The sequence below is a fragment of the Streptomyces sp. NPDC050418 genome (assembly GCF_044458745.1).
Classification (GTDB): Bacteria; Actinomycetota; Actinomycetes; order Streptomycetales; family Streptomycetaceae; genus Streptomyces.
The window spans coordinates 189,158-207,016 of the sequence record NZ_JBITIG010000007.1 but is presented as its reverse complement, the minus strand read 5'-3'; the positions used below and the strand labels follow the sequence as shown (position 1 = coordinate 207,016).

The window sequence follows — 17,859 nt, the reverse complement described above, 5'->3', positions numbered from 1 at the left end:
TGCCGTACCAGTGCCGGACGCGTGCCGGATGCGTGCCGGGCGGCGGCGCCGCCGAAGTTATCCACAGGCTCGCACGGCATCGGCGGAGATCGGGTTTCATGGGCTCATGAACAACGACAGCCCCGCCACCGCCACCGACGTCCCCGCCTGGGAGCAGCGCTTCCGCGCGCCGCGCGTCTCGCTGCCCGACTGGGCGGAGGACGCACCGGAGCGCTCGCTGTTCGTCTCCAACGCGACGGGGACGTATGAGCTGTACGCCTGGGACCGCGGCACGGGCGGGCAGCGCCAGGTCACCGACCGGCCGAACGGGACGACGGACGGCGTGCTCACCCCCGACGGCCGGGCGATCTGGTGGTTCGCGGACACGGACGGGGACGAGTTCGGCGTCTGGATGCGCCAGCCCTTCACCGGCGGCGCGGACGAACCGGCCGTGCCCGGGCTCGCCCCCTCGTATCCCGCGGGGCTCGCGCTCAGCCGGGACGGCGCGGTGGTGGTCGTCGGCCGCTCCACGGACGAGGACGGCACGACCCTGCATGTCGTACGGGACGGGGGAGCGCCCGACGAGATCTACCGGCACGCCGAGTCGGCCGGGGTGGGCGACCTGTCCCACGACGGGACGCTGATCGCCATCGAGCACACCGAGCACGGCGACGCGATGCACGCGGCGCTGCGGATCGTCCGGCTCGACGGCTCGACGGTCGCCGAGCTGGACGACTCGAAGGGCGGCAGCGAGGAGCTCGGCCTCGAAGTGCTCGGCTTCGCACCGGTCGACGGGGACACCCGGCTGCTCATCGGCCACCAGCGCCGCGGCCGCTGGGAGCCGCTGATCTGGGACGTGGCGAGCGGCGAGCAGACGGAGCTGAGCCTCGACCTGCCCGGGGACGTGAGCGCCGAGTGGTATCCGGACGGCTCCGGGCTCCTCGTCGGCCACAGTTTCGAGGCCCGCAGCGAGCTCTACCGGTACGACCTGGCCGCGGGCGCGCTGACCCGGATCGACACCCCGCCCGGTTCGGTGGGCGGGGCGACGGCGCGGCCCGACGGGACCGTCGAGTACCTGTGGTCCTCGGCGGCCCTCCCGCCGGCGGTCCGCTCCACCACGGGTGAGGTGGTCCTCGACCCGCCCGGCCTGAAGGCACCCGGCTCGGTCCCGGTCGAGGACGTGTGGGTGGAGGGTCCGGGCGGCCGGATCCACGCACTGGTCCAGCGCCCGTCCGGCGAAGGCCCGTTCCCCACGGTCTTCGACATCCACGGCGGCCCGACCTGGCACGACAGTGACGAGTTCGCGGCGGGACCGGCCGCCTGGGTGGACCACGGCTATGCGGTGGTCCGGGTCAACTACCGCGGTTCGACGGGCTACGGCCGGGAGTGGACCGACGCGCTCAAGCACCGCGTGGGCCTCATCGAGCTGGAGGACATCGCGGCGGTCCGCGAGTGGGCCGTGGCCTCCGGCCTCGCCGACCCTTCCCGGCTGATCCTCGCGGGCGCCTCGTGGGGCGGCTATCTCACGCTGCTCGGCCTCGGCACCCAGCCCGGCGCCTGGTCCCTCGGCCTGGCCTCCGTCCCGGTCGCGGACTATGTGACGGCGTACCACGACGAGATGGAGAACCTGAAGTCGATGGACCGCACGCTCCTCGGCGGCACCCCGGAGGAGGTCCCGGAGCGGTACGAGGCCTCGTCCCCGCTCACGTACGTCGATGCGGTGAAGGCCCCGGTCTACATCGCCGCGGGCGTCAACGACCCGCGCTGCCCGATCCGCCAGATCGACCATTACGTGGACCGGCTCGTCTCCCGGGGCGCGGTCCACGAGGTGTACCGGTACGACGCGGGGCACGGCTCGCTGGTGGTGGACGAGCGCATCAAGCAGGTCCGCCTGGAGATCGAGTTCGCGGGGCGGCATCTGGGGTGAGACGCGGGGCGAGCGAGCCCCCGGACAGGGGTGAGCCCCGGCCGGGACGGGCCGGGGCTCCTGGTGGGACGGGTACCCGTCAGCGCGGGGTCAGCGGTTGCCCTGGCGGCGGGCCTGGACTCTCTGCTGCATTCCTCGTGTCTTCGCGCTGATGGACTGCACCTCGGGCTTGGTGCCCTTGGAGCGGGCCTGGGCCGCGGAGAGCTTGGAGTTCTGAGGGTCCTTGGGGTGGTCGTGGGCGTGCTTGGCCATGATCCACTGTCCTCCTTGCGCCGGAAGCGGCATACGTCCTCCACTGTCCCCCTGCTGCGGGGGTTCGGCCACTTGGCGCAATCGTGAACATCGGCGGCGGCCCGCGCCGTAGGCGTCGGGGGCCGCGGCCGGCCGTGGCCGTCCGGGACCGGTGCGTCAGGCGTCGGTGGTGGTGCGGTCGGCGTCGGCCGGGGTCGGGGCCGGTGCGTCGGCCGCCACCGCGGGGCCCGCGGGCGCCAGGCCCAGTTCGGCGTCGCGGGCGAACTCCGTCTCGCGGCGGAACAGGCGGAACCACATGAAGAGCACGAAGCCCGCGAAGATGAACCACTCGCCGGTGTAGCCGAGGTTCTGGAAGGCCTTCAGATCCAGGCCGCTGCCCTGGGGCGCCTTCGGCGGGACCGCGCTCAGGCCGTTCGTGGCGCGGTCGGCGGTGAGCCAGGCGTCGTAGACGTCGTACGGGACGAGGTTGACCAGCGACGCGGCGCTGATCATGCCGAGCTGGCCCTCGGGCAGTCCGCCCGCCGCGCTCACCCCGCCGCTGCCCGCGCTCTCGGAGGCCTGCAGCGAACCGGTCAGACGGGTGGCGCCGGTCGGCGCGGCCGGTTCCTCCGTGCCGGCGGGCAGCCAGCCGCGGACCACCGGGACCGCCTTGCCCTGGTCGGTCTTCAGGAGACCGAGTACGTAGTAGCCGCGCTTCCCGTCGAGCTCGCGGTCGGGGACGGTGAACTGGTCCGCCCATGTCCCGCTCACCTCGGCCCGCCGCCCGGAGGTGTCCTTGGTGACGGGGAGCAGATCGGCGAGCGGGTGCGCCGCGCCCTTGCCGGCCTGCTCGCTCTGCTTCTCCGCCGTGCGCTGGCCCTCGACGCGGTCCTCGAAACGGCCGAGCTGCCAGGACCCCATGAAGATGCAGAAGGGGATGGCGAGGACGAGGAAGACGTTGATCCCCCACCAGCGCGGCGTCAGCAGGAAGCGGTACACGCCCTCCACGGTACGGCCCCGCCCGCGGCGCCTCGGTCCCGGGGCCCGAACGCCGCCCGCACCCCCCTGCCCGTACCTCTACGCCTCCCGCAGCTCCGCCGCGCCGAACGACACGTCGAAGCGGTCGCACCAGATCGACACGCTCCCGTAGTCCGCGAGGTTCACGCCGGCGGGGATCGTGTAGTTCTGGTCGCCCTTGTTGCCCTTGAGCTTGCCGAGGCTGAGGTACTTGCCGTCGTCGAAGACGTGCCAGCCCGCTTTGCCCTCCTTGACCGGCGCGTTCGTGATCCAGACCCGCAGGTCGGGGCCGTTGCTGGTGTCGAGGCCGGTCAGCCGCAGAACACGGGAGCCGTCGGCCAGTTCGAGCACCCGTACACCGCCGCGCGTGGCGTGCTCATGGCTGATGAAGTCCCCTCGGGCCAGTGTCTTCGGCCCGCGCGCGGCGGAGGGCGAGGGCGACGAGGACGGGGCCGAGGAGGGGGCGGTGGAAGGTGCCACGGGGGTCGCCTCAGGGAGTGCCTCGTTCACCGTCTCGTCCTGCACCAGCTTCCACGGCTGGAACCAGTACAGACCGAACCCGAGCAGCACCGCACCGGCCACCGCCGCGCTCACCACGTAGTGCGGTCTCAGGGATCCACGGAGACGGGACATCAGGTCCTCCACACAAGACAGGCGAACGACCGGACCGGCCGCTCTCCCCGTATTCAACGGAGCGAGCGGCCGGTCCGGTCGCGGAAGGACGGTGCCGTAAGACTTCCGTCACCTCGTGACGGTCTTGTTGTACGCGCGCAGCGCCCACCAGTAGCCGAACAGGACGAGGGCCGCGCACCACAGGAGGGCGATCCAGCCGTTGTTGCCGATCTCGCTGCCCATCAGCAGACCGCGCACGGTCTCGGTGATCGGCGTGAAGGGCTGGTTCTCGGCGAACCACTTCAGGCCGACGGGCATCGAGGCGGGGTCCACGAGCGAGCTGCCCATGAGCGGCAGCAGCGTCAGCGGCAGCGGCCCGTTGGACGCGGACTCCGGGGTCTTGGCGTTCATGCCCATGCCGGCGCAGAGCCAGCTCAGGCCCAGGGCCAGGAAGATCAGCAGCCCGGCGGCGGCGACCCACTCGACGAACGAGGCGTCCGGACGGAAGCCGATCGCCAGGGAGACGCCGGTGATCAGAGTGAGTACGGCCGTGACCTGGATGGTGCTGCCCAGCACATGCCCGCTGAGCATCGCGCCACGGGAGATCGACATCGTACGGAAGCGGTTGATGATGCCTTCCGTCTTGTCCGTGCAGACGGAGACGGCGGTGGCCACCGCGCCCGCGGTCGCCGTCATCACGATGATGCCGGGCACCATGTAGTTGATGTAGTCGCCGCGGTCGGTGCCCGGGCCCAGCGTGCCCGTGCCGATCGCGCCGCCGAAGACGTACACGAAGAGCAGCAGGAAGATCAGCGGCATGACGAGGATCGAGACCGTCATCGCCGGGTAGCGCTGCATGTGCTTGAGGTTGCGGCGCAGCATCGTCAGCGAGTCGCGCACGGCGGTCGAGCGGCCGGCGGTCGTCTCGGGGCGGGTGAGGGTCGCGGTGCTCATCGGGACGACTCCTTCGGCTGGTCGGGGATGGGCGAGCCTTCGGAGAGCTCCTCCTTGGGGCGGCCCGTGAGGGTCAGGAAGACGTCGTCCAGGTCGGGGGTGTGCACGGTCAGGGACTCGGCGTGGACGTCGGCACCGTCGAGAACGTCGAGGATGGCGCGGAGGTTGGCGGTCGAGCCGTCGCTGGGGATCGCCAGCGTCAGTGCCTCCTCGTCGGCGCGGGCGACGCCGAACAGGCCGCTGACCGCGGCGAGTTGGGCGGCCTCGGCGAACTGCAGCCGCACATGCCCGCCGGGGATGAGCCGCTTGAGCTCCTCCGCCGTGCCCTCGGCGATCAGCTTGCCGTGGTCGAGGAGCGCTATGCGGTCGGCGAGCTGATCGGCCTCCTCCAGGTACTGCGTGGTGAGGAAGATCGTGGTGCCCTGGCGCACGAGGTCGCGGATCAGATCCCACATGATGCGCCGGCTGCGCGGGTCGAGACCGGTGGTCGGCTCGTCGAGGAAGATGATGCCGGGGGCCGCGACCAGGGTCATCGCCAGATCCAGCTTGCGGCGCATGCCGCCGGAGAAGGTGGCGGCCGTCTTCTGCGCGGCCTCCGTGAGGTCGAAGCGCGCGAGCAGATCGGCGGCGCGGCGCTTGCCCTCCGCCTTGGGCAGATGGTTGAGGTCGGCCATCAGCATCAGGTTCTCCTCGGCGGTGAGGAGGTTGTCCACCGCCGAGAACTGTCCGGTGACGCCGATGGACTTCCGTACGCGTTCGGCCTGCTTGACCATGTCGTACCCGCCGACCTGGGCTTCGCCCGCGTCGGCGGCGATCAGGGTCGAGAGGATCTCCACGGTGGTGGTCTTGCCGGCCCCGTTCGGGCCGAGCAGGGCGAAGATGGTCCCCTCCGGGATCGTGATGTCGATCCCGTCGAGCACGACCTTGTCGCCGTAGGACTTACGCAGTCCCAGGGCCGTGATGGCCGCGGGAGCCGCGGTGGCTGCCGTCATGACGGTCTGTCTCCTTGGTCGCGGGAGCGGAAAGGTGGAGTACGGGGGCGTGGTGCGGGTGCGGGTGCGGTGCTCGGCCGTGGTGCGTGCCGCTCAGGCGCGGCGGATGATCACGTCGCCGACGGCGGTGCGGCCGCGGACCTCGACGGTCTCCTTGGCGGCGCCGGGACCGGAGCCGGTGCCGAGGGTGTTGCGGACGGCGCCTGCCTTGGTGCTCACGTCGAGCCAGGCGGCCGTGCCTTCGGCGATCCCGATCTCCAGGGGGCCCACCGAGGTCTCGAAGCGCACGCTGCCGCGCTCGACCCGGTCGAGCCGGATACCGCCGCTGGCGGACGTGGCGACGACATCGCCCTTCGCTGTGCCCACGCTGATCCGGCCGTTCGCCGACTTGACCTGCAGGTTTCCGCTGATCACGCCGACGGCGGTGTCGCCGTTGCTGTTCTTCACGGTCGCGGGGCCGTCGATCTCGCCGAGGTCGATCCGTCCCGTGCCGGAGCTGAACTGGTGGTCGTGGCCGCTCGCGCGGTCGACCCGGATGTCACCGAAGCCGGTCTTGATGGTGGCGGCGGCCACCTCGTCGAGCTGCACGTTGCCCATCGAGGTCTTGACGTCGACGTCGCCGAAGCGGCCCTGGCCGTCGATGTAGATCATCGACGCGTTGCTGCTCAGCGCGGAGCCCGTCGGCAGTTCGACGGTCACGTCGATACCGCCCGACTTGTTGAACACGGACCGCGACTTCGGCGCCTTCACGAGCAGCCGGCCGCCGGAGAGGCTGACCTGGGTGTTCTGCGCGGTGCGTACGTCACGGTCGGCGCCCTCGTTGGTCGGCGTCACCTCGACGGTGGCGTCGGTGCGCTCGCTCGCGGTGACCCGCAGGTTGATCATGTCGCCCTCGACGGTGAGGGTGATCGGTCCGGAGGTCTCGTAGCTGGTCATCTCGGGTCCTTCCTAAGGGTGTTGAGGCCTGCGGGGTGCGGGCGGTCGGAGGTTGTGCGCGAAGTCCTGGGGTGGTGCTCAGCCGGCCCAGCCGGTGAAGTCCCGTGCGTGGTCCGGGTGGTGGGCGCCCGCGGGTGCCGGCGTCAGGGCGGCGGCCACGGCGCGGCCGAGCCACGCGTTGACCGAGAGCCCCTCGCGGGCGGCGGCCGCCTCGGCCTGTGCCTTGAGGTGGGCGGAGAGCCGGAGGTTGATCCGGGCGGTGCCGCTGTCGTCGGCGTCGAGGACACCGGCCGGGTCCGCCGGGGTGGGCGGCGCCATCGGCGTGGTGGCGCGCTGCTCCTCGTACGGCTGAGGCGTGCTCACCACGAACTCGGGGTCGGTCCCGCGCAGCCGTACGCCGACGGAGCCGGGTGCGAGCTCGCGGGTGACCTCGGCCATGGCGTCCGACAGCGCGTTGAGAAGCGTGAGGCGGGTGGCCGATTCGAGCGGCCAGGTCAGCCGCTCGGCGAGGGCGCGGGCGTCCGGTCCGGCCGTCTCGGCGGCGTTCGCCAGCTCCTGGCGGAGTGTGTCAACGTACGGCGTGAGGTCCATGACGCCACTATGGCGCCATCGTGGTGCCAAGTCAAGCGATCGTGGCGCGGTGTGGTGCCAGATGGGTGGTCAGGATGACGTCTGTGCAGGTCAGGGGCGCTTCGGGAGAAATCAGAAAAGCCCCTGGCCGTCGCGGTGCAAGCGACGGCCAGGGGCTCGGGACCCCGGAGTGACTCCGAAGTGGCGCCTAGCTGACCCACCCCGTGAAGCCCTGCCCCGCGCCCCGCGAACGGGCCACCGAGGACGGCTGCTCCTGGCGGGGTGCCGGGTTGATGGCCTGCGAGGCGGCGCGTACGAGCCAGGCGTTCACCGACAGGCTGTCGCGCGCCGCCGCCTCCTCGACCCGGGCCTTGAGGTGGGCGGGAAGGCGGAAGTTGATGCGCGCCATGGAGCCGTCGTCGGCCTCGGGTGCCACGGGCGCGGCGGCCGGCGGCGGGGTCTGCGGCGGCTCGGGCAGCTGCATTGCGGGCTCGGCGGTAGGCGGGTTGGTCACCACGAACTCGGGGTCGAGCCCGCGCAGCCGTACATCCACCGAGCCGGGCGCGAGCTCGCGCGTGACCTCGTCCATCGCTGCGGACAGGGCGTGCAGGAGGGTCAGGCGCGCGGCCGACTCCAGCGGTACGGAGAGCCGCTCGGCCAGGTCACGGGCCTCGGGGCCGGAGGCGTCGGCGGCGTTCGCCAGCTCCTGGCGAAGGGTGTCCACATAGGGCGTGAGGTCCATGACGCCAATTATGGCGCGTGTGGCGCCATGGGGGATGCGAGGGGTGCCACCCCGTGTGGATACGGATGAGCAGGGGAAATGGCGCACTGGCGCCACGGAAGAGCCTTCGATGGCGCCATGCGCGCCATATCGCGGTTGACGCGGCGCCATTTATGGCGCCATGATGGCGCCACTTCGGAAAAGTCACCGACCCCCCTCCATGACGGGAGCCCGCAGTGGCCACCTTCCTCCACAAACTCGGCCGCCTGGCCTTCAGGCGACGCGGCCTGATGACCCTGCTCTGGGTGCTGATCCTGGGCGGCGTCGGTTTCGCCGCGTCCACCGCGCCCGCCCCGCCCGCCGACACCTTCTCGATGCCGGGCACGGAATCGCAGCGCGCCTTCGATCTCCTGGAGCGGAAGTTCCCGGCCGCGAGCGCCGACGCCGCCTCGGCCCGCGTGGTCGTCAAGGCGCCCGAGGGCGGGAAGATCACCGACCCGGAGCAGGAGCAGGAAGTAGCCGCCCTGCTCAAGAGCCTCGCCAGGGCGCCCCAAGTGGCGGGCGTCGTCGACCCGTTCACTGCCAAGGCCGTCAGCGAGGACGCCACCACCGCGTACGCCACCGTGACGTACAAGGTCCCCGCGCCCGAGGTGAGCGACAAGGCGCACTCCGCCTTCGACAAGGCGCTCGACCAGGCCCGCGACAGCGGACTGACCGCCGAGGCCGGCGGTGACGCGGTGAAGATCGACCAGACGATGGGCGGCACCGGCGAGCAGATCGGCATCCTGATCTCCGCCGTCGTCCTGCTGCTGACCTTCGGCTCCCTCATCGCGGCCGGGATGCCGCTGCTCACCGCGCTGATCGGCGTGGGCGTCGGCATCAGCGGCATCACCGCGCTCGGCTCCACCCTCGGACTGTCGTCCACCACCTCGACGCTGGCGATGATGATCGGTCTCGCGGTCGGTATCGACTACGCGCTGTTCGTCGTCTCGCGCTACCGCTCCGAGATCGCCGAGGGCCGTACGCCCGAGGAGGCCGCGGGCCGCGCCGTCGGCACCGCCGGATCGGCCGTGGTCTTCGCGGGCCTCACCGTGATCGTGGCGCTCGCCGGTCTCGCCGTCGTCGACATCCCGATGCTCACCAAGATGGGCCTGTCGGCGGCCGGCACCGTGGCCGTCGCGGTCCTGATCGCCGTCACCCTGGTCCCGGCCTTGCTCGGCTTCGCGCCGGTCCGCGTCCTGCGCCGCCGCGACCGCCTCGCGCACCGCCGCAAGCCGCTCTCGGCGCGACAGCAGCGCAAGGCAGCGAAGCTCGCGCGGAAGAACGAAGCGCGCGAGGACCGCAACAAGCCCAACCTGGGCGCCCGTTGGGCCTCGTTCGTCCTGCGGCACCCGGTCGCGGTCCTGCTGGTCGCGGTCATCGGCCTCGGTGCGGTCGCCGTGCCCGCCACCAAGATGGAGCTCGGTCTGCCGGGCGAGGGCACGATGCCCACCGAGACCACCCAGCGCAAGGCGTACGACCTGATGTCCGACGGCTTCGGCCCCGGCTTCAACGGCCCGCTGATGGTGGCCGTCGAGGGCCCGGACGCCGGTGCCGCCGCCCGGACGGTCGCCGACCGTTTCGCGAAGGAGCAGGGCGTCGCGGCCATCGCCCCGGCGACGGTCAACAAGGCGGGCGACACCGCCGTCTTCAACCTCGTCCCCGACTACGGCCCCACCGAGGAGCGCACCGAGGACCTGGTCAAGTCCCTGCGGGCGCAGTCCTCCCACCTCAAGGCGGAGACCGGCGCGACGATCCTTCTCACCGGCCAGACCGCGATGTTCATCGACTTCTCCAAGACCCTCGACGACGCGCTCATCCCGTATCTCGCCCTGGTCGTGGGCCTGGCGTTCCTGCTCCTGATGCTGGTCTTCCGCTCGGTCCTCGTCCCGCTCAAGGCGGCGCTCGGCTTCCTGCTCTCGGTCTCCGCGGCACTCGGCGCGGTGGTCGCCGTCTTCCAGTGGGGCCGGCTCGGCGACCTGCTCGGCGTCGAGCAGACCGGACCGATCATGTCCACGATGCCGATCTTCATGATCGGCGTGGTCTTCGGTCTCGCGATGGACTACGAGGTCTTCCTCGTGACGCGGATGCGGGAGGCGTACGTCCACGGGGAGCGCCCCGGGCAGGCGGTCGTCACGGGGTTCCGGCACGGCGGCCGGGTGGTCACCGCGGCCGCGGTCATCATGATCAGCGTGTTCTCCGGCTTCATCATGGAGGACAACGACTTCGTGAAGATGATCGGCTTCGGCCTCGCGGCGGCCGTCCTCTTCGACGCTTTCATCGTCCGCATGGCCATCGTTCCGGCGCTCTTCGCCCTCTTCGGCAAGTCGGCCTGGTGGCTGCCCCGTTGGCTCGGCCGGCTGCTGCCGAACATGGACGTGGAGGGCGCGAAGCTCACCACGGCGCCGGTCCCGGCGCCCGCGCCCCGGCCGCGTGAGCCGCAACTGCACCACTGATCCAGGCATACGGAAACGACCGCCCCCTGCTCAGGGGCGGCCGTTTCCGTGAGGGCCGTCAGGGCTCAACTCCCTTGCTGCGGCCACCTGTTCTCCGGCGGCCAGACCAAGCCGGGCACGGGCGTGCGCTGCCGTGAAGAGGTGAGGGCCGAGACGACCGCCGCGACGGCCGAGGTCGCCGCGAGACTCCCGACGAACACCATGACGACCCCGACCATGAACAGCCCTGTCGCGTCGTCCGACCAGTCGTGGAACGCGGCCCCTGCCAGCCCCGCCGTGACGCCGACGACCGGTACGGCGGGATGGATCCGCCAGGCCGTCAGGACCACCGCCACGAGCAGCGTCAGCACCAGGCCGATCACCTGCCACGCCTCGTACGGTCCGGTCGTCGAACCGTCGGGGTGCACATCGCGTTCCTGGTCCCAGCCGAGCCAGCCGGCCCAGGCTCCGAGGGTGAGTGCGACGAGGGCCACGGTGGCGATCACGCGGCGGGCGGTGAGCTTGTTCTCCATGGCTTCAGCATTCCCGCAGGCCACAGGCCCGGCCAGCGTACGGGTACTCATCCGTCCACACCGTGTGGGTACTCAGCCCGTCTGAGCCGCCCCCTCAGCCCAGCAGCGCCGGCTCCCTCTCCCGCACCCGCAGATACCCGCCGCGGTCGAGCAGGCCGACCGCCCCCGCGCACAGCGCCCCCGTCACCGCGAGCGCCACCCAGGGCACCCAGGCGATGCCCGTGTCGAACAGCGCCCCCACCACCAGGTTCCCGGCGGCGACGGCGATACCGGACGCGGTGTTGTAGGCCCCGTAGTACGTGGCGACGAGCCGCTCCCCGGAGAGCCGGACCACCGTGTCCATCTCGAACGGGTACAGGAGTGCACCGCCCCACGCGAGCAGCGCCGCGCACAGCGTGAGCCCGATGACGCCGTACAGCTGCGAGGCCCCGTACACCCCGGGCAGGACGGGCAGGAACGCCGCGCCCATCACGAGCAGACCGAGCGCGATCGCCCGCGGCCCGGACAGCCGCCGCTTGGCCCAAGCGGTCAGGCGCAGCTGTCCGGACAGGGCGGCCAGGGCGGAGAACGCGAAGACGGCGCCCGTCACCAGGCCCGTCCGCTCCCCGAACAGCTCGCGCGCCCGCAGCGGCAGCGCGAGATAGACCTGGAACGCGAGCACGTACGAGCCGGACATGGCGAGCGCGAACAGCAGGAACGGGCGGTTCGCCGCGATGGAGCGCCAGTCCCTGAGCACCGCGCGCCACGCCGGTTCGGCGTCGCGGTCCTTCGGCGGACGGGCGGGCAGTGCGCGGGCCTGGAGCAGGGCGAGCGCGCCGAAGATCACCGCGGAGGCCGCGCAGACCGCCCGGAAGTCCCAGGTGAGCAGGGCGAGTCCGGCGAGCGGGCCGATCAGGATGCCCGCCTGGTAGAAGACGTTGAACGCGGCGAAGGCCTCCACACGCCGCTCCGCACCGGCCTCGGCGGCGAGATACGCCCGTACCGCCGGATTGAACAGCGCCCCCGCGAGCCCCGTCAGCGCCGAGGCCGTGATCAGCGCGGGCAGCGACTGTGCGAGACCGAGCAGGGCGAAGGCGACGGTACGCAGGGCGCAGCCGGCGAGGATCATCGGCTTGCAGCCGTAGCGGTCGGCGAGCGTCCCGCCGACCAGGAACATCCCCTGCTGGGACAGGTTCCGTACGCCGAGCACGAGCCCGACCGCCCAGGCGGCCAGGCCCAGACCGTGGCCGAGGTGGTCGGCGAGATAGGGCATCAGCATGTAGAAGCCCAAGTTGATGGCGAATTGATTGACCATCAGGAGCCGTACGGCCGGATCGAAGGACGCGACCTGCGCGCGCAGCCCCTTCACCGCGCATCCGCCGCGGGCGCCTTGGTGCGGCGGCGGCCCAGCGGATCGCGCACGTCGGCGCACCGCGTCCAGGACGTCACCACGTGTGCGTCGGGAGCGGCGATCTCATCGGGCGCGGTCGGTGGCGGCGCGCCCCACGCGATCCCGTTCTCCTTGCACCAGTTGTCGTTGTAGACGGTCTCCAGATAGCGGTACGGACCGTCGGGGAACACCGCCGCGATCCGCGTCCCGGGCGCCGAGGTCCGCGCCACCCAGCCCGCGACCAGCGCCACCGCGCCGACGCTCCAGCCGCCGGACGCGTAGTGCCGCCGCGCCAACTGGCGGCAGGCCCACACCGCTTCGGCGGGTGCGACCCAGTGGACCTCGCAGAAGGCCCCGTAGTCCACGTTCGCCGGATGGATGCTGGAGCCGAGGCCGCGCATCAGACGGGCCGTCGCGGGCTGGCCGAAGATCGCGGAGCCGACCGCGTCCACGCCGACGACCCGCAGGCCGGGGGAGTGTGCGCGCAGGCCCGCCGTGATCCCGGCCGAGTGGCCGCCGGTGCCGACCGCGACGACGAGGGTGTCGATCCGGCCGAGCTGGGCGGCGAGTTCGGCGGCGAGCGGTGCGTAGGCGGCCACGTTGTCCGGGTTGCTGTACTGGTCCGGGCAGTACGCGCCGGGCGCGGCCGCGAGAAGTTCGGCGACCCGGGACCGGCGGGCCTCCTGCCAGCCGCCGGTGGGGTGCGGCCGCTCGACGCGGTCCACGTGCGCGCCGAGCGAGGTGAGCAGCCGCACCATCGCGGGCTCCATCCCCGGGTCGCTCACCACGGTCACCGGATGCCCGTACGTCAGTCCGGCCAACGCAAGGCCCAGCCCGAGCGTGCCGCTGGACGACTCGACGACCGGAGCGCCGGGCGCGAGCTCCCCGCGGCGGCGCGCCTCGCGGATCATGTGCAGCCCCGGACGGTCCTTGATCCCGCCCGGGTTGGCCCCTTCGAGCTTCGCGTAGAACCCCCGCCCGGGCGGCGCGAAGGGCTGGTCGACCCAGAGCACCGGGGTGTTGCCGACCAGATGGGCGGGACGGCGGGCCACGGCGGGGGCGCCGGTGAGGTGGCGGCAGGACGGGGTGGGGGTGGGGTGGGGGTGCGTGTTGTGGGTGGGCGTGCTGTGGTTGCGCGTGCTGTGCGTGTGGTTCATGGCGTACGGCTCCTGCGTGCCGGGGCGCCAAGGGCGCCGCGCACGGATGGCAGGGGGTGGATCGGGACGCGCGGACGCACCGCGGCTCCTGCCGGGGTGACCCGTCGGAGGGCGGGGTGCGGGGCGCGGCTACTGCCGCCAGACGCAGAGCAGTGAACGGTCGCCGGTGCGCTCGCCCGGCGGCCCGGCGCGCTGCTCGGCCGTGCTGTGCCGTGGCGTACCGGCGGGGGCGACGGTCCGGGCGAGCCCCGGGAGTTCGGGCCCGTCGAGGTCCTGCGCGCCCGGGTCGCGCGGCCGGTCCACGGAGTGGTCGATGTGCTCGCCGCCGTCGTGGTCGTGCGTGGGGGAGGGCGCGGCCTGGTGCGCCGCGTCGTGCGCGCTGCCGAGCCGGTCCCCGTGCGTGGCCGCGTGCGCGTCCTGCGGCACGTGGTGCTGCGGCGGGCAGACGGCGAGGATTCCCGCGTACGGACCGGTGTGGCCGACCGTGAACGGCGCGCTGTGCGCGGCGCTCGCGAGGTGCGCGGTGATCAGCACGGCGAGCAGCGGCACGAGGGCGAGGCGGCCTCGCCGCACCGCCCGCACCAGCCTCCGCCACGACGCGATCATGTGCCGACCGTAATTCAGCGCTTACGTGGCGTCACGTTTCTGCGGGGCCGGGTCGCCCGTACGGGGAACGGGCTTGGGGCGCGGGTTCGAACCCGCCCTCACCCGCTGGATGCCCTCACCTGCTGGGTGGGTGCCCTCAGGCCGGCGGCACCTTGTCGCACCACCTCTCGGCCCACGCCGAGGGTCCGGCGGCATTTGCCGCGCGGATCTCGATGCAGATCTCGTCGCCGGAGAACGGGCCGTTGATGGTGAAGGTCGTACTGCTCGTCGAGTACGTGGTGTCCACGTTCTTCTCGGTGAACTGGCTGCCCTTGTTGATGTAGTGGATGTCGTACCGCGTCGCCTTCGGGATCGCGGACCAGGTCGCCTTGATGGGCATGTCGCAGGCGCCGAAGCAGCCGTGGAGGTAGTCGAGACGGTAGGAGGTGAGGTCGGCCGGCTTGGACCCCGCGGACGAGCCGCCGCCGGAGCCCGAACCCGACCCGGAACCCGAGCCCGAGGCGGACCCCGACCCCGCGCCGCCGTCCGCGGACCCGCCGTCGGCGCCGCCCGCCCCGTCCCCGGACGGCTCCCCGGCCGCGCCGGGCTCGCGTGAGCTGCCCTCGGTGTCCTTGTCCCCGGGTTCGGCGCCGTCCTTGTCATCCTTGTCGCCCTTGCCCTTGCCGTCGTCCTTCTTCCCGTCGGACGGCGAACCGCTGGGCGTGGGCGAGGAGTCACCGGGCGTCTTGCTCGCGCTGCCGGCGGGCGGCTTCGCGCGGTCCTCGTCGCCCCCGTTCCCGAACGGCTGGAGCAGCGCGACCGTACCGCCGCCGACCGCGAGCACGGCGACGATGGGCAGGACGACGAGCGTGCGGCGCCGGGACTTCTCCTTGCGGGGCGCGGCACCGGGGCCGACGGGCCTCGGGGCGCCGGCGGGCTCGGCGTCCCCGACGGCTCCCGCGCCCGCGGCGGCTCCGGGACCTGCGGCGGCTCCGGCACCCGCGGCGCCCGGCGCCCGCAGTCCGACTGTCGCCCGGTCCCGAGGCGCGGACCCGGCCTCCTCCTCGTCCCCCTCCCGCAGCGGGGACGCCTCCGCGTCCAGCAACTGTGCCGACTGCTGGGCGAGATGAGCGACGACGGCCGGCGGCAGCCACGCGCCGCGCGCTACGGCGGCCCGGGGACGTTCCGGATCTTCCGTCAACTCCGCGATAGTGGGCCGCTGTTGAGGATCCTTCAGCAGGCAGCGCGTGATGAGCGCCCGCATGGCCGGGTCCTCGACGCCCGTCAGATCGGGCTCGCCCTCCACGATCTGGTACATCACCGCGTGCTGGTTGCTCGCCCCGTGCCCGAACGGCAACTGCCCCGAGGCGGCGTACGTGAGCACGCACCCCAGCGTGAACACATCGCTCGCGACCCCGGCGCGCTCCCCCTGGATCTGCTCGGGCGCCATGAACCCGGGCGAGCCGACGGCCATGCCGGTGCTGGTGAGCAGGGACTCGACCGAGGCGTCGAGCGCCCGGGCGATCCCGAAGTCGATGACCTTGGTGCCGTCCACGGTCAGCATCACGTTGGACGGCTTGAGGTCGCGGTGCACGATGCCCGCCCCGTGAATGTCCCCGAGCGCGTTCAACAGGCCCTCGGCCAGGGCGTGCACGGAGGTGTCGGGGAGCGGTCCGTGGCGTCGTACGACCTGTTCGAGCGAGAGTCCCGGCACATAGCCGGTGGCCACCCACGGCGGTTCGTCGTCCGGTCCGGCGTCGAGCACGGGCGCGGTGTGCCGTGCGCCGACGCGGCGCGCGGACTCGATCTCCTGGCGGAAGCGGGCCCGGAACTGCGCGTCGGACACATGCTCCTCGTGCACGACCTTCACGGCGACGGTCCGCCCGCGTTCGGCCCGCGCGAGATACACCCGTCCCATACCGCCGGCGCCGAGCCGCCCGAGCAGCAGATACGGGCCGATCCGTGCGGGGTCGGCCGCGGTGAGGGGCTTGATCCCCCCGTCGACGAAATCCTCCCCGGTCCCGTCCTGCTCGTCCCCGTACGCACCACTCATGGCGATCTGGCTCCCCCGGCCTCGACGCGCCCGGTCCGGCGCAACGTCGTTGAGAATAAACGCTGTTGCTGCGCAGGGTGAAGGAGAGGCCACGGCCCACGGAAAAGGGCTGGCCTTATGTATGACCCGCGGCACTAGGGTGCCCCGCATGACTGCCACACCCACGGAAACCACGGTCCGGAAGTTCCAGGTCACCTTCGACTGCGCGGACCCCGAGCGCGTCGCACGCTTCTGGTGCGAGGTCCTCGGCTATGTCGTGCCGCCCCCGCCGGCCGGCTTCGATACGTGGAACGCGTTCAACGCCACGCTGCCCGCCGAACATCAGGGCGCCGACTTCGCGTGCGTCGACCCGAAGGGCGACGGCCCGCGCCTCTATTTCCAGCGCGTACCGGAGGGCAAGGCGGTCAAGAACCGCGTCCACCTGGACGTCCGGGTGGGAACGGGCCTGCGCGGCGAGGAGCGCTTCGCGAAGCTGAGCGCGGAATGCGAGCGGCTGCAGAAGCTCGGCGCCTCGGTGGTCCTGATCCAACGCGCGGACGAATTCAACGAGTCCTGCATCACGATGCAGGACATCGAGGGCAACGAGTTCTGCCTGGACTGATCGCGTGGGGGAGGACGAGCGCCTCCCCCACGCGGCGGAGCACCCCGCCCCGCGCCTCGTCCCCGCGGCCTCCCGATCCCGCCGGTCAGGCTGACGGAAAGGCGCGCGGCGCCGCCCAGGATGAGCCGTATGGAGATTCCCGCAGCGGCCGCTGCCGCCCCCGTCAGGTCGTCCCTCGCGCCGGCGCCGCGCTGGGCCGTGTGGTGTGCGCGTCTGGCGGCGGTGGTGGTGCTGCCCAGTGCCGTGTGGCGGCTCGTGATGGTGGCGGGGCACCCGGCCGGGTACACGGACGAAGGGTTCGTGGCCTTCGATACGTTCGGCGCCAAGCTGTGGATGCTGACGCTGACCGTCCTCACCGAACTGGTCGTCCTGCTCACGCTCGGGCTCGTCAAGCCGTGGGGTGAGGTCGTGCCGCGGTGGATACCGGTACTCGGCGGACGACGGGTACGTCCCCTCGCCGCCGTGGTGCCGGGCGCGCTCGGGGCGGTGGCGCTGACGGGGATCTGGGCCACCATCCCGCTGTGGTGGACACATCCGCACGACGACATGACCTCGGCGGGGAATCTGATCGTCGGGCTGCTCTACCAGCCCCTGGTGCTGTGGGGGCCGTTGACCGCCGCCGTCACGTACTCCTATTACGCGCGACACCGGGCCGCTGCCCGCAGCGCGGCCCATACCGCCGGCTAGGAGATCCGACCGGCCCCGAGCCGCCGTCGCGCCTCGGCCCAGATCTCCTCGAACTCCTCGGCCGTCAGCGGCTCCTCGTCGTGCCCCTCCCACTCGGTGACGGGTGACTCCGCGGTGAAGCCGTACGTGGCCCCGTCCTCCTCGTCCGCCGAAGCAGCGGCAACGGGACGCCGGTCCGGGCCCTCCAGTTCCACCTGGCGGCGCACCCATTCATCGCCGTCGACCTCGAAGCAGAACCAGGTGTCCTCCTCATCCCAATAGCTGCGAAACCAGCGCATCGTCAAAGTCTCACTCCTCTCGTCCAGCTCAGAGGGGCCGTGTCAGCACATCGGTGCGCGGACCGCGGTTGTACGGCAGCTTGGCGAGCATCATGCCCGTCGCGCACGTGTGGGCCGTCCGCACCTCGAGCAGCCGCGGACCGCCACGGGTCTTGAGCGCGCTCACCGCAGTTGCGTACGTCG

The 17,859-nt window shown here is 72.1% G+C and carries 19 protein-coding genes; 4 read left to right on the top strand and 15 right to left on the bottom strand.

Features of this window, described 5'->3' with window-relative positions:
- Nucleotides 1-106: 106 nt before the first annotated feature.
- Nucleotides 107-1,906 (top strand): prolyl oligopeptidase family serine peptidase, encoded by a 1,800-nt coding sequence (locus tag ACIBI4_RS18680; protein WP_399205006.1) that lies wholly within the window; start codon nt 107-109, stop codon nt 1,904-1,906.
- A gap of 90 nt (nt 1,907-1,996) precedes the next feature.
- Here the strand turns inward: ACIBI4_RS18680 and ACIBI4_RS18675 are convergent, their stop codons facing one another.
- The 8 genes from ACIBI4_RS18675 to ACIBI4_RS18640 form a co-directional block, all read right to left on the bottom strand.
- Nucleotides 1,997-2,158, bottom strand: coding sequence for a hypothetical protein (locus ACIBI4_RS18675; protein WP_399205005.1), 162 nt, complete (start codon nt 2,156-2,158; stop codon nt 1,997-1,999).
- A 156-nt stretch (nt 2,159-2,314) separates the two neighbouring features.
- Nucleotides 2,315-3,136 (bottom strand): SURF1 family protein, encoded by an 822-nt coding sequence (locus tag ACIBI4_RS18670; RefSeq protein WP_399205004.1) that lies wholly within the window; start codon nt 3,134-3,136, stop codon nt 2,315-2,317.
- A 78-nt stretch (nt 3,137-3,214) separates the two neighbouring features.
- Nucleotides 3,215-3,787 carry a DM13 domain-containing protein gene (locus ACIBI4_RS18665; protein WP_399205003.1) on the bottom strand — a complete coding sequence of 191 codons (573 nt, stop codon included), beginning with the start codon at nt 3,785-3,787 and terminating at the stop codon, nt 3,215-3,217.
- A gap of 108 nt (nt 3,788-3,895) precedes the next feature.
- On the bottom strand, nt 3,896-4,720 hold the full coding sequence (locus tag ACIBI4_RS18660; RefSeq protein WP_399205002.1) for an ABC transporter permease: 825 nt from the start codon (nt 4,718-4,720) through the stop codon (nt 3,896-3,898).
- Nucleotides 4,717-5,712 carry an ATP-binding cassette domain-containing protein gene (locus ACIBI4_RS18655; protein WP_399205001.1) on the bottom strand — a complete coding sequence of 332 codons (996 nt, stop codon included), beginning with the start codon at nt 5,710-5,712 and terminating at the stop codon, nt 4,717-4,719. The genes ACIBI4_RS18660 and ACIBI4_RS18655 overlap by 4 nt, the downstream gene beginning before the upstream one ends.
- A gap of 93 nt (nt 5,713-5,805) precedes the next feature.
- Nucleotides 5,806-6,648 carry a DUF4097 family beta strand repeat-containing protein gene (locus ACIBI4_RS18650; RefSeq protein WP_399205000.1) on the bottom strand — a complete coding sequence of 281 codons (843 nt, stop codon included), beginning with the start codon at nt 6,646-6,648 and terminating at the stop codon, nt 5,806-5,808.
- Between the two features lie 78 nt (nt 6,649-6,726).
- Complete coding sequence (locus tag ACIBI4_RS18645; protein WP_399204999.1) at nt 6,727-7,239, bottom strand: toxin-antitoxin system HicB family antitoxin; 513 nt, start codon at nt 7,237-7,239, stop codon at nt 6,727-6,729.
- Between the two features lie 187 nt (nt 7,240-7,426).
- Nucleotides 7,427-7,960, bottom strand: a complete 534-nt coding sequence (locus ACIBI4_RS18640; RefSeq protein WP_399204998.1) for a hypothetical protein — start codon at nt 7,958-7,960, stop codon at nt 7,427-7,429.
- A gap of 215 nt (nt 7,961-8,175) precedes the next feature.
- On the opposite strand from ACIBI4_RS18640, the gene ACIBI4_RS18635 reads away from it, so the two are divergent.
- Nucleotides 8,176-10,434: an MMPL family transporter gene (locus tag ACIBI4_RS18635; RefSeq protein ID WP_399204997.1), complete on the top strand. Its 2,259-nt coding sequence runs from the start codon at nt 8,176-8,178 to the stop codon at nt 10,432-10,434.
- A 65-nt stretch (nt 10,435-10,499) separates the two neighbouring features.
- Here the strand turns inward: ACIBI4_RS18635 and ACIBI4_RS18630 are convergent, their stop codons facing one another.
- The 5 genes from ACIBI4_RS18630 to ACIBI4_RS18610 all read right to left on the bottom strand — a co-directional run bounded on the left by ACIBI4_RS18630 (nt 10,500) and on the right by ACIBI4_RS18610 (nt 16,110).
- Nucleotides 10,500-10,946 (bottom strand): hypothetical protein, encoded by a 447-nt coding sequence (locus ACIBI4_RS18630; RefSeq protein WP_399204996.1) that lies wholly within the window; start codon nt 10,944-10,946, stop codon nt 10,500-10,502.
- A 94-nt stretch (nt 10,947-11,040) separates the two neighbouring features.
- Complete coding sequence (locus ACIBI4_RS18625) at nt 11,041-12,294, bottom strand: MDR family MFS transporter (protein ID WP_399204995.1); 1,254 nt, start codon at nt 12,292-12,294, stop codon at nt 11,041-11,043.
- Nucleotides 12,291-13,472 carry a PLP-dependent cysteine synthase family protein gene (locus ACIBI4_RS18620; RefSeq protein WP_399204994.1) on the bottom strand — a complete coding sequence of 394 codons (1,182 nt, stop codon included), beginning with the start codon at nt 13,470-13,472 and terminating at the stop codon, nt 12,291-12,293. Before ACIBI4_RS18620 ends, ACIBI4_RS18625 begins: the two co-directional genes overlap by 4 nt.
- 129 nt (nt 13,473-13,601) lie before the next feature.
- Nucleotides 13,602-14,078: a hypothetical protein gene (locus ACIBI4_RS18615; RefSeq protein ID WP_399204993.1), complete on the bottom strand. Its 477-nt coding sequence runs from the start codon at nt 14,076-14,078 to the stop codon at nt 13,602-13,604.
- 136 nt (nt 14,079-14,214) lie between these two features.
- Nucleotides 14,215-16,110: a serine/threonine-protein kinase gene (locus ACIBI4_RS18610; protein WP_399204992.1), complete on the bottom strand. Its 1,896-nt coding sequence runs from the start codon at nt 16,108-16,110 to the stop codon at nt 14,215-14,217.
- Between the two features lie 148 nt (nt 16,111-16,258).
- On the opposite strand from ACIBI4_RS18610, the gene ACIBI4_RS18605 reads away from it, so the two are divergent.
- Nucleotides 16,259-16,711, top strand: a complete 453-nt coding sequence (locus ACIBI4_RS18605) for a VOC family protein (protein WP_399204991.1) — start codon at nt 16,259-16,261, stop codon at nt 16,709-16,711.
- Nucleotides 16,712-16,840: 129 nt separating this feature from the next.
- Nucleotides 16,841-17,398, top strand: a complete 558-nt coding sequence (locus ACIBI4_RS18600) for a hypothetical protein (protein WP_399204990.1) — start codon at nt 16,841-16,843, stop codon at nt 17,396-17,398.
- Here ACIBI4_RS18600 and ACIBI4_RS18595 read toward each other — a convergent pair.
- Nucleotides 17,395-17,676, bottom strand: a complete 282-nt coding sequence (locus ACIBI4_RS18595; RefSeq protein WP_399204989.1) for a hypothetical protein — start codon at nt 17,674-17,676, stop codon at nt 17,395-17,397. The two genes, ACIBI4_RS18600 and ACIBI4_RS18595, sit on opposite strands and share 4 nt — an antisense overlap.
- A gap of 28 nt (nt 17,677-17,704) precedes the next feature.
- Nucleotides 17,705-17,842 (bottom strand): hypothetical protein, encoded by a 138-nt coding sequence (locus tag ACIBI4_RS18590; protein WP_399204988.1) that lies wholly within the window; start codon nt 17,840-17,842, stop codon nt 17,705-17,707.
- Nucleotides 17,843-17,859 lie beyond the last annotated feature (17 nt).